General features: G+C 35.5%; 13 protein-coding genes. 7 read left to right on the top strand and 6 right to left on the bottom strand.

Annotation, left to right across the window (positions count from 1 at the left end):
- Positions 1 to 100: 100 nt before the first annotated feature.
- The gene (locus HCO57_RS09870; protein WP_167988896.1) at positions 101 to 1,051 is read right to left on the bottom strand and encodes a DUF4382 domain-containing protein; all 951 of its coding nucleotides are present in this window, start codon (positions 1,049 to 1,051) and stop codon (positions 101 to 103) included.
- A gap of 221 nt (positions 1,052 to 1,272) precedes the next feature.
- On the opposite strand from HCO57_RS09870, the gene HCO57_RS09865 reads away from it, so the two are divergent.
- Positions 1,273 to 1,692 (top strand): hypothetical protein, encoded by a 420-nt coding sequence (locus HCO57_RS09865; protein ID WP_167988895.1) that lies wholly within the window; start codon positions 1,273 to 1,275, stop codon positions 1,690 to 1,692.
- Positions 1,693 to 1,749: 57 nt separating this feature from the next.
- On the opposite strand, the gene HCO57_RS09860 is transcribed toward HCO57_RS09865, so the two are convergent.
- Together HCO57_RS09860 and recO are read right to left on the bottom strand one after the other, a co-directional pair.
- The gene (locus tag HCO57_RS09860; protein ID WP_245167577.1) at positions 1,750 to 4,125 is read right to left on the bottom strand and encodes a TonB-dependent receptor plug domain-containing protein; all 2,376 of its coding nucleotides are present in this window, start codon (positions 4,123 to 4,125) and stop codon (positions 1,750 to 1,752) included.
- A 40-nt stretch (positions 4,126 to 4,165) separates the two neighbouring features.
- Entirely contained in the window at positions 4,166 to 4,885 is a 720-nt protein-coding gene (gene recO / locus HCO57_RS09855) for a DNA repair protein RecO (protein WP_167988893.1), read from the bottom strand.
- A 215-nt stretch (positions 4,886 to 5,100) separates the two neighbouring features.
- On the opposite strand from recO, the gene HCO57_RS09850 reads away from it, so the two are divergent.
- From HCO57_RS09850 to HCO57_RS09830, 5 genes are all read left to right on the top strand, one after another.
- Positions 5,101 to 5,625 (top strand): ATP-binding protein, encoded by a 525-nt coding sequence (locus HCO57_RS09850; protein WP_167988892.1) that lies wholly within the window; start codon positions 5,101 to 5,103, stop codon positions 5,623 to 5,625.
- Entirely contained in the window at positions 5,622 to 7,136 is a 1,515-nt protein-coding gene (locus tag HCO57_RS09845) for a PIN domain-containing protein (RefSeq protein WP_167988891.1), read from the top strand. Before HCO57_RS09850 ends, HCO57_RS09845 begins: the two co-directional genes overlap by 4 nt.
- Complete coding sequence (locus HCO57_RS09840; protein ID WP_167988890.1) at positions 7,114 to 7,515, top strand: hypothetical protein; 402 nt, start codon at positions 7,114 to 7,116, stop codon at positions 7,513 to 7,515. Before HCO57_RS09845 ends, HCO57_RS09840 begins: the two co-directional genes overlap by 23 nt.
- A gap of 554 nt (positions 7,516 to 8,069) precedes the next feature.
- A complete protein-coding gene (locus HCO57_RS09835; RefSeq protein WP_167988889.1) occupies positions 8,070 to 8,594 on the top strand; it encodes a hypothetical protein in 525 nt (174 codons plus the stop codon).
- 335 nt (positions 8,595 to 8,929) lie between these two features.
- Positions 8,930 to 10,378: an ATP-binding protein gene (locus tag HCO57_RS09830; RefSeq protein WP_167988888.1), complete on the top strand. Its 1,449-nt coding sequence runs from the start codon at positions 8,930 to 8,932 to the stop codon at positions 10,376 to 10,378.
- A 270-nt stretch (positions 10,379 to 10,648) separates the two neighbouring features.
- On the opposite strand, the gene gdhA is transcribed toward HCO57_RS09830, so the two are convergent.
- Together gdhA and HCO57_RS09820 are read right to left on the bottom strand one after the other, a co-directional pair.
- Positions 10,649 to 11,992: an NADP-specific glutamate dehydrogenase gene (gdhA, locus tag HCO57_RS09825; RefSeq protein WP_167988887.1), complete on the bottom strand. Its 1,344-nt coding sequence runs from the start codon at positions 11,990 to 11,992 to the stop codon at positions 10,649 to 10,651.
- Positions 11,993 to 12,111: 119 nt separating this feature from the next.
- Complete coding sequence (locus HCO57_RS09820) at positions 12,112 to 13,275, bottom strand: trans-sulfuration enzyme family protein (protein WP_167988886.1); 1,164 nt, start codon at positions 13,273 to 13,275, stop codon at positions 12,112 to 12,114.
- Positions 13,276 to 13,330: 55 nt separating this feature from the next.
- Here HCO57_RS09820 and HCO57_RS09815 point away from each other — a divergent pair, with 55 nt between their 5' ends.
- Positions 13,331 to 14,083: a DUF3298 and DUF4163 domain-containing protein gene (locus HCO57_RS09815; protein ID WP_167988885.1), complete on the top strand. Its 753-nt coding sequence runs from the start codon at positions 13,331 to 13,333 to the stop codon at positions 14,081 to 14,083.
- Here HCO57_RS09815 and HCO57_RS09810 read toward each other — a convergent pair.
- A complete protein-coding gene (locus tag HCO57_RS09810; protein WP_167988884.1) occupies positions 14,073 to 14,540 on the bottom strand; it encodes a DinB family protein in 468 nt (155 codons plus the stop codon). The two genes, HCO57_RS09815 and HCO57_RS09810, sit on opposite strands and share 11 nt — an antisense overlap.
- Positions 14,541 to 14,616: the final 76 nt, after the last annotated feature.

Genomic DNA, 14,616 nt, shown 5'->3' with positions numbered 1-14,616 from the left:
AGTCTGCGAAATTAAGAATTTTAAAGTATTTACAGGTTTGTAAAAAGATAAAAAGCCCCTACTACTAGGGGCTTTTGTTCAGATTTTTAGTAAGATAGGATTATTTACTGCCGGTAATGGTAACATTAACATTAAGTTGCAAAGCAGACGTTAAGGATAAGGCTCCTAAATTTAGTCCTGTAGAAGACTCAGCCTCTAGTATGGCAGCAAGTTCTACATTGCCATTGTTTTGGTTTTCATTGTAACCTACAAAAACCAATTCGTACTCTCCTTCTTCTACAAAATTTAAACTATAGGCATTGGTAAGCCCACTAACCTCTGCACTGGTAACGGCATTGGCAAAGGTTACATTGCTAGTACCAGAACCTTGTGTTTCGGTTTCTGCATTAAAGGTTCCTTTTTTGTAAGCGTAAACTATAATTTTATCAGAATTGTCTTGGCCTTTGTCTACGGATCCTTTTATAGTGCCCGTAGCTTCCTCGTTAACGGTTCTAATGGCATTGCCTAGTTCTGCTGCTGTAGCAAAAGTAAGTTGGCCAGCGGTGCTAGCTTCACTTTCTACCACAGATTTTCTAAGATCAAAGTCTATGATGATAGTGTTGGCTGTTGCCGCCACAACTTCAAAACTATCATTGATTTTAATGCTATTTGCACTACTTTCTAATTGCTGTTTTTCTCCATTGGCCATTTCTACATAGCAACCAGGAGCATTACCTTGAACATCTTTTTCGTAATCTAGCACTAATTCTAGGCTAGAGTAGGTTTTGGAGGTAAGGTCTAGATTACCTAAGGTTTGTGTTTTTCCATTCACCAATGCGGAAAGCTCTATTGTAGTGGCGGTAAAACCTTCTAAAGATTTACCATCTAGTTTTACATCTGTTACGGTAACAAATACTGCAGATACGTTGGCATTGTCTATTGGAGCATCTGTAATTTTAAAAGTGGTGTTGTAGGTTTCTGAATTAAAATCCTCCCCATCATCTTCACTACAAGAAATAGCAAATACCAAACTCAATACCATCATTCCTGTAAGTTTCAAAACATTTTTCATAAGGTTAAAATTTTGTCTGTTTTAGATTTAGGCCTTTAGAACAGCCTAAAACGTAAAAACCCTAAACTGTAAAATGTTAAAATTTGTTAACATAGTTCTAGAAGACAGGAATACAGTGGCTTACGTTTTTTGTAAAACTTTACTTTAAGTTTAAATGGAAATGTTAATTTACGGGTGACTTTTTAAAAATTTATGTTTCTAAACACTAAAACAATTTAACAATGAAAAAATTAGTACTTGCCGCATTGGCACTAACCCTAACTACTGGAACCCTTGTATCTTGTAAAGATGCTGCAAACAAAGCAGAAGAAGCTAAAGAGGCTGCTGCAGGAGCATTGGAAGATGCTGGTGAAGGTTTAAACGAAGCTGGCAAAGATTTGAAAGAAGCTGGTGAAAATGCCATGAACGAGGCTAAAGAAGCTGGTGAAGGCATGGTAAAAGAAGGCGAAAAAGCTATGGATAGCATTAAAGCTGCTAGTGAAAAAGCTATGGATAGTGCAAAAGAAATGGGCACAGATGCCATGGATAAAGCTAAGGCTGCTGGAGAAGATTTAAAAGATGCAGCTAATAAAACTGCAACTGATGTTAAGAATGCTGCAGACAAAACAGTTAAAGATGTAAAAGACGCAGTTAAAAACTAAGTCTCCATTACAGTTAACTTAAAAACAAAACCCTTGGCAATTGCCAAGGGTTTTTGTTTAAAAGGTATAGGATAATCCAAGGATTAAATTTCTACCGGGTGCGACAATCCCAGAAGAATAAGGTCTATACCTTTGGTCTGTTATATTTTCTAGCGCTACATTTCCCTTTAAGGCAGGGGTAAAACTATAATTACCTCTAAAGTTTACGGTATACCATGAGGGAGAAAAAGGATTACCATTGGCATCGCTAGCATAAATGTAGGACTTACTTTGTTCCGATAGCGCTAAATCATCATTAGCTAATTCACCATTATAGTTTAGGAAAAAATCGGCTTTAAACCTTTCTTTTTTGTATACCAAATGGGCATCTGCAAAGGTTGGAGCAACGTGGCGTGCGGCACTATCCGTACCATCATCATCTTCTTCTATGCCTTCTGTAAGCGTTAGATTACCCAAGACACTTAGGTTTTGAGATAAAAAGGCTTCTAAGCCAAATTCAAATCCATACACATATGCTTTGGCAGCATTTTGTATGGCTTGTACATTGCTCATTTCTCCATTATAAAGCAATTGTGTTTCTCCGTTAAAGGTGTAATCTCTACGTACTAAGGCATCTACCAAATAGGTATAATAGGTAGCGGCCTTTAGCATTAATTTGTCATTAATGTTCTGTTGTACGCCAAAATCAATATTGTAAGCATATTCTGGTTCCAAATCTGGGTTAGGCACTACTACAGCACCGGGTTCTGAGTCAAAAATTTTGCCGGTATCATCTATGTTAGGAGCTCTAAATCCGGTAGAGCCGTTTAAGGTGAATTGTAGATTGGCCGTAGGGAACCAGCTCATTCCCAAACTTCCGGTAAGAGCGCCAGTAATCAAGTCGGCTTCCTCAAAAGGGAAATCATAAAAAGTATTATCAAAAGCAGCGTCTACCCAAACTTGACTATACCGTAAGCCTGCCAATAGCGATAGGTTGGGTTTCAATTTGTATTCTCCATTTACATACCCCGCAAAAGTTTGCCACGTAGCACCGTCTGGATAACGTGATGCTGCAGGAGTGTTAGTGTTAGATGAAATATCCATTTCCATGCCTGTAGAGTTGATTTTATTAAACACATAACTCAAGCCATAGTAAAGGCGTAGGTCGCCAATTTTTTTGTTCTCTAAATCTAGGTTAATGGATAACGCATCTAACTTTTCCTTTGCATGGTATAAGGTGTTGTCTTGAAAACCACGGTCGTTTCTACTTTCTTCAAAAAATTGATAAGCTGTGGTGAGCTTAATACCATCATAAAATTTATTTTTTCCCTTATGAGTAATTTGTGTGTTCGCCATGAACCATTTTTGAGGTCCATAATACCATTCTGCAGAACGGAGTCCATCGCCTTCTTGGTTCGGTCTTATTAATCTATCGTATCTTGAGTAATCAGAAGTTTCTGAGTAATACAAGCCCAAATCATAATGCCAACGTGCATTTGGTTTGTAACGCAGCTTTTGCAAAACATTAATTTGGTCGTAACCGGTTGGGTATTGTTTTTCGGGATTGGAATTGTTCACTAATCGGTCTTCGCCGTTTTGGGTTACTACGTATTGATTACGCAAATAACTATCGGGGCCATGGCTCCCCATAGTTAAATCACCAAAATTGGTATAGCTCATACTGGTTAATGATGCCCAATTTTTATGGCCAATATTCACTTCTGCATGACCTGTATTTTCTGTGTTCGCGGTGGAAAATCGGTATTGTGCATTACCCGAAACTCTTAGGCTGTCGGTAAACGAAAAATGTGGTTTTTTGGTGTAAAAATTCATAACCCCACCTATGGCATCGCTCCCGTAAATAACAGAACCAGGGCCAAAAATCACCTCGGTATTTTTAATGGTAAAAGGGTCTATAGAAATTACATTTTGCACGTTGCCACCCCGGAATATGGCATTATTCATCCTAACCCCATCTACAGAAATTAGTACACGATTGGTAGCAAAACCACGAATCATAGGGCTGCCACCGCCTAATTGACTTTTTTGCACAAATACTTTACCACTTTGCTGTAGCAAGTCTGCGGCGGTCTGTGGATTGTTAAAAGCAATGGTCTGCTCATCTATGGTGGCAATTTTCTGTGGTATGTCTTTTTTCTGCTGTTCCCATTTAGAAACTGATAAAACAACCTCTTCTAGCTGCTCCGCATTGGGAATTAAAAAAACACGATGCCCTTGCTTTACCATTTTATTTTTAGTGGTAGTTAGCAGCTCATAAGACAAGTGTTTAATGGTCAGCTTTTCATTAGGGGCAAATACGCTTAAATCTACTTTACCCGTAATATTAGAAATAGTGGTTTTAGATTGGTCTTGGTTAAAAATGGCGGCATTAAGCACGGGTTGCCCAGTGTCTGCATCTAGTAAGGCAACCTGTTGCGCACTACCTAAATACATGCAGAAAAGAAAGATAAAAAGGAAATAGACCTTTTGCATATTAATTAAAAACAGCGTTTAAAACGGCCAATGACTTAGGTTTTCTAAATCCATGCAAATGGAGCTCAAAGTACAAAAGCATTTTGTTGAGCAGTTCCTGTCGGTTGGCTTTTTTGATTTTTACTGTGGAATACGCATCAAATTTTGTGCCTAAGAGCGTTTTAAAATCATAAATTATGGGGGCTTCTAACAACGGGTTTAAACTGGGCTTGGATAAGAATTCGCCCTCTAGCAAATCAAAATACAATTCATCTGTTTGATTATCATCAGGATAAAACCCTAAATACCGGCTAAGGTGTAGTAAAAATGCTAGCGGAAAATTGGTAATGTTTGTAGCTTGATCTAAAAAAATAAAAGCACGTTCTAAAAACTGAAACAGTTGCGGGTCTTCTTCCCCTTCTTGTACGCTTTGCGCAACTACTTCTGCTAAAAACAAAACAATGCTGTTTTTTATAATATCTGTGTGTATAGTTTTGTAAGGGTAGCTCACCTTCGCTTCTTTAAGGGTTTCTAAAGTGCCCTTGTTTTTATGGTTGGCTACCAATTCTAATTGGGTTAGGGGTTGAAACAGCCCCGCTTTTAACTTCCCTTTTTTACTGGCCATTACGCCTTTTAACAAATACGATTTTAAACCATCTGTTTGGGTGTACGCTTTTACAATAAGGCTGGTGTCTCCGTATTTTAAAGCAGATAGTACAATGGCTTTGGTATGGGTGAGCATTACAAGAAACTTCTAAAAAAGTAAAGATAGTAGAAGCGTTTAAAAGATGGTGCTTGGGCAAGATTTTGTTTTTAGTAGGCAATCTTATAGAGTATCAACAACTACTGTTAAAAAAAAGCATTTCTTTCGTGGGTTGGATTTTGTAGTTTTATGCGAAAGAGATATCTGTAATTTGATAGGTGTCTAATTGTTGTACAACATACTGAACCAACACCATGAATGATAGAAAAATTGTATTTGTCGGAGGAATTCACGCAGTTGGAAAAGGTACTGTTTGTAAAGAGTTGGCTGAAAAATTTAATTTTGAGCATTTGTCGGCAAGCCAAGTGCTGAAATGGAATGAAATAAGCGATTCTAAAAACAAAAAAGTTCAAAATTTCACTACAACTCAAGATAAATTATTGACTAACCTAAGTAAAATTATTAAACCTTATGTAAAGTATTTACTCGATGGACATTTTACTTTATTAAATTCAAATGGAGAACCTGAAAAAATCAATGAAGCTACATTTGTTGGGATACAACCAGAATCCATTATCTTGTTGACCTGTGAACCCAAAATAATCTTTGAAAGACTAAAAGAAAGAGATGAATCTATATACAATTTAAGTGTTCTAAAAAAAATGCAACTAATGGAAGTAGAACACGCTGAGTACATTTCGAATAAATTAGAAATCCCTTTATTTACAGTAAACGATGGAAACACAAATTCAGTAATCGAATATTTAAAAAATTTATGAGAATACTAATTGATACCAATATAATAATCCATCGAGAAGCTAATCGAGTTGTAAATGAAGACATTGGACTACTTTTCAATTGGCTTGATAGATTGAAATTTGACAAATGCGTTCATCCTCTTTCCGTAGAAGAAATTTCTGGACATCAAGATGAGAATGTAGTTAAAACAATGAATATTAAAATTGCTAACTACAATTTGCTAAAAACTGAATCAGCTGACGACCAACTAATAGCTCAAATACGACAATCGGACAATTCACGCAATGATTTTATTGATACGAGTATAGTAAAAGAAGTTTACAATAATCGTGTTGATTATCTTTTAACCGAGGACAGAGGAATTCATAGAAAGGCTAACTTTTTGAATTGTGCGGAAAAGGTTTTTAAAATTGATGCATTTTTAGAGAAATGTATCGCTGAAAATCCTGAATTGAAAGACTATCAAGTATTAGCGGTAAAAAAAGAATACTTTGGTAACATCAACATAAATGATACATTTTTCGACTCTTTTAAACAAGATTACAAGGAATTTGGAGACTGGTTCAACAGAAAAGCTGACAACATTTCCTACGTCTGTATTACTGATGGAGACGTAAAGGCATTTCTATACTTGAAACAAGAAAGCACTGAGGAAGTTTATAACGACATAGAGCCTTCGTTTCCTCCAAAGAAAAGGCTCAAAATCGGAACGTTTAAGGTAACTTCTACAGGATTTAAATTAGGAGAAAGATTTCTAAAGGTAATATTCGACAATGCTCTACAATATGATGTAGAAGAAATTTATGTTACAATCTTTGACAAGAGAGACGAACAACTGCGACTTATTTATCTACTTGAAGATTGGGGTTTTAAACAATGGGGAACAAAAACAACTGACAATGGAATCGAACAAGTCTACATAAGAGAATGTAAACCAAAGCCTAACTTTCAACAACCCAAATTATCATTTCCCGCTGTATCTAAGAACACCACAAAATGGATTGTTCCAATTTACCCAGCATATCATACTGAACTATTTCCCGATTCAATCCTAAATAACGAATCACCACAAGATTTTACCGAAAATAAACCTTACAGGAATGCTATTAAAAAAGTTTACATATCACGTTCAATAAATAGAAATTTAAATGGTGGCGATTTAGTACTTTTTTACAGAACAAAGTTTAATGGTCCAGCACATCATACTTCAGTTATATCGACAATTGGTGTGATAGAAAATGTCATAACTGATATTCGAGATGAAAATCATTTTATAGAACTTTGTAGAAAAAGAAGTGTTTTTGATAATAATGAACTGAAAAAACATTGGAATTGGAATAAATACAATAGACCATTCATAGTGAATTTTTTATATATTGAGTCGTTCCCAATGCCTAAAGTTAACCTAAAGAGATTGAGGGATTTAAATATTTTACAAGATGCACCACGAGGTTTTGAGCCAATAAGTGATGCTAAATTTGAACAAATACTAAAAGAAGCAAGAGCTAATGAAAGTTATATTATCGATTAAACCAGAATTTGCTAACAAAATATTTAATGGCACTAAAAAATTTGAATTTCGCCGAACATTGTTTAAAAATAAAGAGGTTAAAAAAGTTGTTGTCTACGCATCCGCACCAATCAGTAAAGTAATAGGCGAATTTGAGATTGATAGAATCTTTCATGAAGAATTAGACCAATTGTGGAATCAAACATCAAAATTTTCCGGAATTTCAGAAGACTATTATATGCAATACTTTAATGGAAAAGAGAGTGGTTTTGCAATTGAAGTTAAAAATCCTAAAAAATATAAAAACGGACTTTGTATAAAACAAAATTTTGGATTAAATCCGCCACAATCATTTGCCTATCTGCGAGAAAGTAAGTTGCAAAACAACTGCTATAAGTAATGCGGGATTAGGTGTTTGACCCAAAAGAAATCGTTATTTTGCAATGACCTTTAAAACCTTTTTGTGGCTCTGTGCTGAGCCGAAAGGTAAATGTGGGTTTGTACCCGCACTACTCATAGCCTAAGCCTTGTCTCACATTTAAAATCAATAGGAAATTTATGTTAGTGTTTTCCAAGATATTCCATTCCCCGAAAATTTCGCTTCTATTGATATTTGGACTCTTAATAATATGCTATCTAATCCCAGGTTGGATTGAATACCTAAGGTTCGGGGATTACAGATGGATTTGGAAATACGGAAATCTGATAAGCAAAGGAACGGTGTACCTGATGTTTTTGTGGTCACTTTTATTACCGGCAATAATCTGGACAACGGATAAGAAAAAATTCAAGGAAAATCTAATTTGGATTTCAATTGGGTTTATTCCCTTCATTTACTTTATAACTCTGGCGTTTTTGTCCAATTAAAAACGTACGCTAACAAAACCTATACGCAATGCCCTTCAGGACACTGCAAATAGTCAAACCGTTAGTCATAATCAAACACCAACTAAGATGAAGACAATAAAGAAAATTATTTATGTAATTATCTTAATAGGGTTGACTGGTTTTTCATCCTGTGAAAACGAAGATATAAAACCCGAAACCGAGTATTATTTTACATTTAAAAATCCAACTGATTCGAACATTGAAGAGTTTAAAATTCTAGTTCAATTTGTTAGAGTGTATGAAATTAATGGAAATGAAGAATCAATAAATACCATTTACATTGGTGGAGTGGATTTGACTTATTCGAAAAATGATTTGAATGAAGAAATATTCGCTTTCAAAGCGAATAACGATTTATCAAAAGCAGTCGCATTTGACTTTGGATTTGATTCTAGCTACTTAACTGTTGATGGGCTAGAGTTTGGTTACAATTTACTTGAAGTGGAAAATCCGTATAGAACTGAAATAAACGGAGAATTGTCAACCAAGAATAATTCAAAAATTATTTTTGAACTGGATTTGGAAAATGGTCTAATCAAAGACGAAAACGGAGATTATAAATATCTGGAAAAGGTAAACGTGAAAGAATAACTATTGCTAACAAAACATAAACGTAATGCAAGCTTTAGGGCAAAACCAAGAGGTCTTTATATATTTAATAAGTCGCTAAATATAAGGGTTTTAGCTTCGGACAAGAAAAAATAAACAAAACCAAAAGCTTTGGCTTAGTGTGCGTGGCGGACAGTAAATGCTTTTTTGCACCCTTAATTTTTATAGATCTACCACTATACTTAATTGAATTCACTATTTGATGTTAGAATTAACACATTATTAATAAATTAACTTTTCTATTTATTCAAAAATGTAAAAATAGATATATTACAATCTTCTTATATCTTTATATTTGTTTTTATTAAGAAGAATATATGGCAAGGTTAAACCCTATTCCAACAGAGAAAATAATAGAACGTCTTCAATACGAGAATCCGTGGTGGATAACTAAAGAGATACCAGATGCTTATAGCTCAATGTCTAAAAGATTATATTTTGATCTCTTTTATCCATTTGTACTTGAAAGAAGTATAAAAAGAGCGCTAGTCCTGATGGGGCCAAGAAGAGTAGGTAAAACTGTAATGCTATTTCATTGCATTGGTAGTTTACTAAAAGAAGGAACAAATCCTCATAAATTATTCTTTATTGGCATTGATAACCCCATATATGTTAATTTAAGCTTAGAAGATGTGCTAACCCTATGTAAAAAATCTTTAAATCTTAATAATCTTAATGGTTGTTATGTCTTCTTTGATGAAATACAATACTTGAAGGATTGGGAGAGACACTTGAAAATATTAGTTGACACATATCCAGAAACTAAATTCATTGTTTCAGGCTCAGCGGCAGCAGCATTGAAATGGCATAGCACAGAAAGTGGAGCTGGTAGATTTACTGATTTTTTATTACCTCCGTTAACATTTCAGGAGTATATTCATTTGAAAAAACTTGACCATTTAATATTTGTAGGGGATATTCAATATGGAGGTAAGGCTATAGAATATTGCTTAACGCATGATGTAAAAGCTTTAAATAAAGAATTCGTCCATTATTTAAATTTTGGAGGCTATCCTGAGGTAGTGTTATCTGAAAAAATACAAGGCGATATGGGTAGATATGTAAAAAATGATATTGTGGATAAAGTTCTTCTAAGAGATTTACCCAGTTTGTACGGCATCAAAGATGTCCAAGAACTCAATAGATTTTTTACATATTTAGCATATAATACAGGAAATGAATTTTCTTATGAGATTATGTCTAGGGAAAGTGGTATTCAAAAGGATACTTTAAAAAAATATTTGGAATATCTAGAAGCAGCGTTCTTAATTAAAGTATTAAACAAGGTAGGAGTAAATGCAAAAAGATTAAAAAGAATTACAAGTTTCAAAGTATATCTTACCAACCCATCACTACGTACCGCTTTATTTTCGCCCATAAGTGAAACAGACCAAGAAATGGGAAACATGGTTGAAACTGCTATTCTTTCACAATGGATGCATCGGGAGCAATTAGATTTAACCTATGCTAGATGGAAAGACGGCAGAAATAGAGGAGAAGTAGACCTTGTTTTAGTAGATGATAAAAACTACAAACCTATATGGGGGGTAGAAATTAAGTGGAGTAATCGATATTTTTATAAACCACAGGAATTGAAAAGTTTAGTTAAATTTTGTGAAACAAATAAACTCAAAGCTGCAGTTGTTACTTCAATTGATCAAATAGGTTTAAAAGAAACACAAGAGTTAAAGTTTACTTTTCTGCCAGCTTCTATTTACGCATATAATATTGGAGAAATCACACTTAGAATGAAAACTAATAATTAAAGAAAAAAAGAAAGTATAAGTATCTCTATAAAACACATCCTAAGGGTCACCTTTAATAGTGAGAACGTTTGCATACTTTATAGGAAAACTCAGTTAATACTATTTATTTCCCTAATCTTCTTAGTAGTGTAATAGAGAAATATAAATCTGATATAAAATAGAATGTTTCTTTAATTAAGGATTTATTGCGAATAATGCTTTACCTATTTAAAACAGAAAAGCCCTTGCAAACCTAAGCTTGCAAGGGCTTTGTATTTTAAGGAGGGTTTATTAAATAACGCCCTGCGCTAACATAGCATCGGCAACTTTTACAAAGCCAGCAATGTTTGCCCCTTTTACATAATTACAATGTCCGTTTTCTTCCATTCCGTATTGTATACAAGAATCGTGGATATCGTTCATGATTCCTTTTAAGCGCTCATCTACTTCTTCTCTTGTCCAAGATATACGTAGTGAATTCTGAGACATTTCTAAACCAGAAGTAGCAACCCCACCAGCATTAGATGCTTTCCCTGGAGCAAATAGTATGTGCGCTTCATTAAACGCATGGATAGCTTCTGGCGTAGAAGGCATGTTTGCACCTTCGGCCACTGCTATACAACCATTTTTAAGAAGCAATTTAGCGTCTTCACCATTAAGTTCATTTTGGGTAGCACAAGGTAGTGCTACTTGGCAAGGAACTTCCCATGGTGTTTTGCCTGCATGGTAGCTAGCATTAGGGTATTGCTTAGTATATTCAGAAATTCTACCTCTTTTGTTGTTTTTAAGATCCATAACAAAAGCAAGTTTTTCTGCATCTATGCCGTCTTTGTCTAGAATGTAACCGCCAGAATCAGATAAAGTCAACACTTTACCGCCTAATTGCAATACTTTTTCTGCTGCAAACTGAGCCACGTTACCAGAACCAGAAATTACAACCTCTTTTCCTTCAAAAGATTCGTTTTTGGTTTTTAGCATGCTGTCTGCAAAATAAACAGTACCATAACCGGTAGCTTCTGGTCTAATTAAAGAACCACCCCAAGATAATCCTTTACCAGTAAGAACACCTGTAAACTCGTTTCTGATTTTCTTGTACATACCAAACAAGAAACCAATTTCACGAGCGCCTACACCAATATCACCCGCAGGTACATCTGTATTTGGACCAATATGTCTACACAACTCGGTCATAAAGGCGTGGCAAAAACGCATTACTTCATCATCAGATTTGCCTTTAGGGTCAAAATCAGAACCACCTTTACCACCACCCATAGGGAGTGTTGTTAAACTGTTCTTGAACACCTGTTCAAAGGCCAAGAACTTAAGTACACTAGCATTTACGGTAGGGTGAAAGCGCAACCCACCTTTGTACGGGCCAATGGCGGAATTCATTTGTATGCGGTACCCTCTGTTTACGTGTATTTCACCGTTATCATCTACCCATGCCACACGGAAAGAGATAAGCCTCTCTGGTTCTACCATACGTAAAAGAATGTTTTTACCGTGGTAAATATCGTGTTGTACTATGTATGGGATTACTGTTTCGGCTACTTCTTGTACCGCTTGGATGAATTCTGGTTCATGCCCATTACGAGCAATCACTTCATCCATAAATGCTTTGATTTTTTCTTCCATAATCGGATTAATAAATTGTTATCAAAACCTACTAATACAGGTCTGTTTTTGTAGAATTAGAAATATAACGGCAAAATTATGTTATTTATATAATTTGCAACATTTTTTTTGATAATTTTTCAATCGTTTTCGTCTAGTGCATAACTTAGGTCGTTTAAGAGGTCTTCTACGGCCTCTATCCCTACACTTAAACGTATTAAATTATCTGTTATTCCGTTCTTTAGTCGTTCTTCTTCTGGCATGCTTCCATGGCTCATGGTTGCTGGGTGGCCTACCAAACTTTCTACTCCCCCTAAAGACTCTGCCAAAGTAAAAAGTTTAAGTCTAGAAATAAACTTTTTGGTGTGCTCCATTGCTTCGGTTTGTAACGTAAAAGAGAGCATAGCACCAAAATGGCTCATTTGCTTTTTAGCTATGTGGTGATTGGGGTGTTCTGCAAACCCTGGCCAGTATACTTTAGCCACTTTAGGATGTTCTTTTAAAAAATATGCAATCCTTTCGGCATTTTCACAATGGCGTTGCATGCGTACATGTAGTGTTTTTATACCCCGTAGCGTTAAAAAACTATCCATAGGACCGCAAATAGCACCACTGGAATTTTGTATAAATTTTATCCGCTCTGCCAAAGCGGTTTCCTTCACTATTAAACCGCCTACTACTACATCACTATGGCCACCTAAATATTTGGTAGCAGAATGCATAACTATGTCTGCGCCCAAATCCAGAGGGCGTTGTAAGTAAGGAGTTGCAAATGTATTGTCTACCACTAATAAAATGTCTTTATCTGCTATGGCATTTGCTATACCAGCAATATCTACCAATTGCATCATGGGATTGGTAGGGCTTTCTAACCAAACCATTTTAGTACGCGTGGAGAGGTGTTGCTTAATATACGTTGGGTTAGATAGGTCTACGAATTTAAAAGTGATACCGTAGTGTTCAAAAATACCTTTAAAAATACGATAACTGCCTCCGTAAATATCATTAGTACAAAGAACTTCATCTTTAGGGCGAAGCAATTTTAATACGGCATCTATGGCAGCCATACCGCTACCAAAAGCGAAACCGTGCGTCCCATTTTCTAAACTAGCCAAGCTATTCTCTAAAGCTGTCCTAGTAGGGTTTGCTCCTCTGGCATAGCCATAGCCCAAATGTTCTCCTGGAGCGGTTTGTGCAAAGGTGGAGGTTTGGTAAATTGGAGGCATTACAGCACCATAGGCTTTTTCTAATGCTTGGCCACCATGGATGGTCTTGGTATTAAATTTTAGTCCTTTTTTATCCATTCCGCATGGTTTTCTTGTGTAAAAGTATAGTTACTTTTGGGACTTTCTTTTAAGTATGTCAAATTTTAGAATTCTTTTAATAAGTATCGTGTTTGTTTTGTTTTCTTGTGAAGATAAAAACGAGGTGTCTTTTGAAAATAAGGTAATTACGGGGAAGGGTTGCACAAATTGTCCCCAAATAAATATAGAGTTACTACAAGCGGTAGGCCAAGATTCTCTAGCTATCAAAATAAACACCATATTGAATGATGAGGTTATTGCCTTATTGAATTTTAACGATGAGCCAAGCGTAGCAAGTGTAGAAGAAGCGGTGACTGCATTTGAAAACAGTTACACGCAATTAAAATCACAGTTTGGTGCAGAGATAGTGCCTTGGGAAGCTGAAATAAATGCGCAAATAGCCCTACAAACAGATTCTTTGGTGACCCTTAAACTAGATGCTTATTCTTTTACAGGTGGTGCACATGGTTATAGTTCTGTGTCTTTTTTAAATTTTAATAAGGCTTTGGCAGCGCCTATGATGAATGACGAATTGTTTTTAGACGTGGAACAGTTTACAACCTTTGCAGAGGCTGCTTTTAGAGCCCAAGAAAAGATACCCACAGCAAAAAATATAAATGCTACGGGTTTTATGTTTGAAGAAGATACCTTTCACCTCCCCTTGACTATTGGGTATGGAGCAGATGGCCTGATACTTTGGTACAATCAGTATGAAATTGCATCCTATGCAGATGGCCCTGTAACTTTGGTTCTACCTTATAAAGAAGTGAATCCTTATTTGGTACTTCCAGTAAACGTTAAGAATTAGGCTGTATAGCTCTTTTTAAAGCTAAAATGTAGCCAAAGTGCATACCCTCATGAAAATTATTAAAGCTAATAGCATCTTCCACAGAAGTAAGTTCAAATCCAAAACTAGTCTGGTAAGCGTTGTAGGTGCTAAAAACGCCATTTTTATAATCTTCTAGAGTGCGTTTAGGTAAGGTGGTTAGTAGTTCTAAAACTTCGTTAAACTCATCTTCCGTAGGGTTTTCTTCTGGAAATGTTCCTTTGCGATATTTGGCTACTAAGGTATCAGAGATTTGCATTGGAGTGCCACTCAACTTGTAAATTAGCAATTGTTCTGTTACAACAGTGTGTGCAATATTCCACCAAATATTATTATTAAAACCTTCTGGCACGGTAAAAAGCGTGTCTTTGTCTAGGCTTGTTAAAAAATCTTTTAATTTTTCCCTGTTTTCTTGGCAAATTGCAAATACTTGTTCCATGCTATGTTTATGTGCTTTCAAAAATAGGGTAATCCCTTTGAAATCGATTACTTTGTGCTTTAAAAGTTGATTGTAG

This window comes from Croceivirga sp. JEA036, assembly GCF_011882165.1.
Taxonomy (GTDB): domain Bacteria; phylum Bacteroidota; class Bacteroidia; order Flavobacteriales; family Flavobacteriaceae; genus Croceivirga.
The sequence above is the reverse complement of the archived record's forward strand: the minus strand, read 5'-3'. Positions and strand labels throughout refer to the sequence as shown.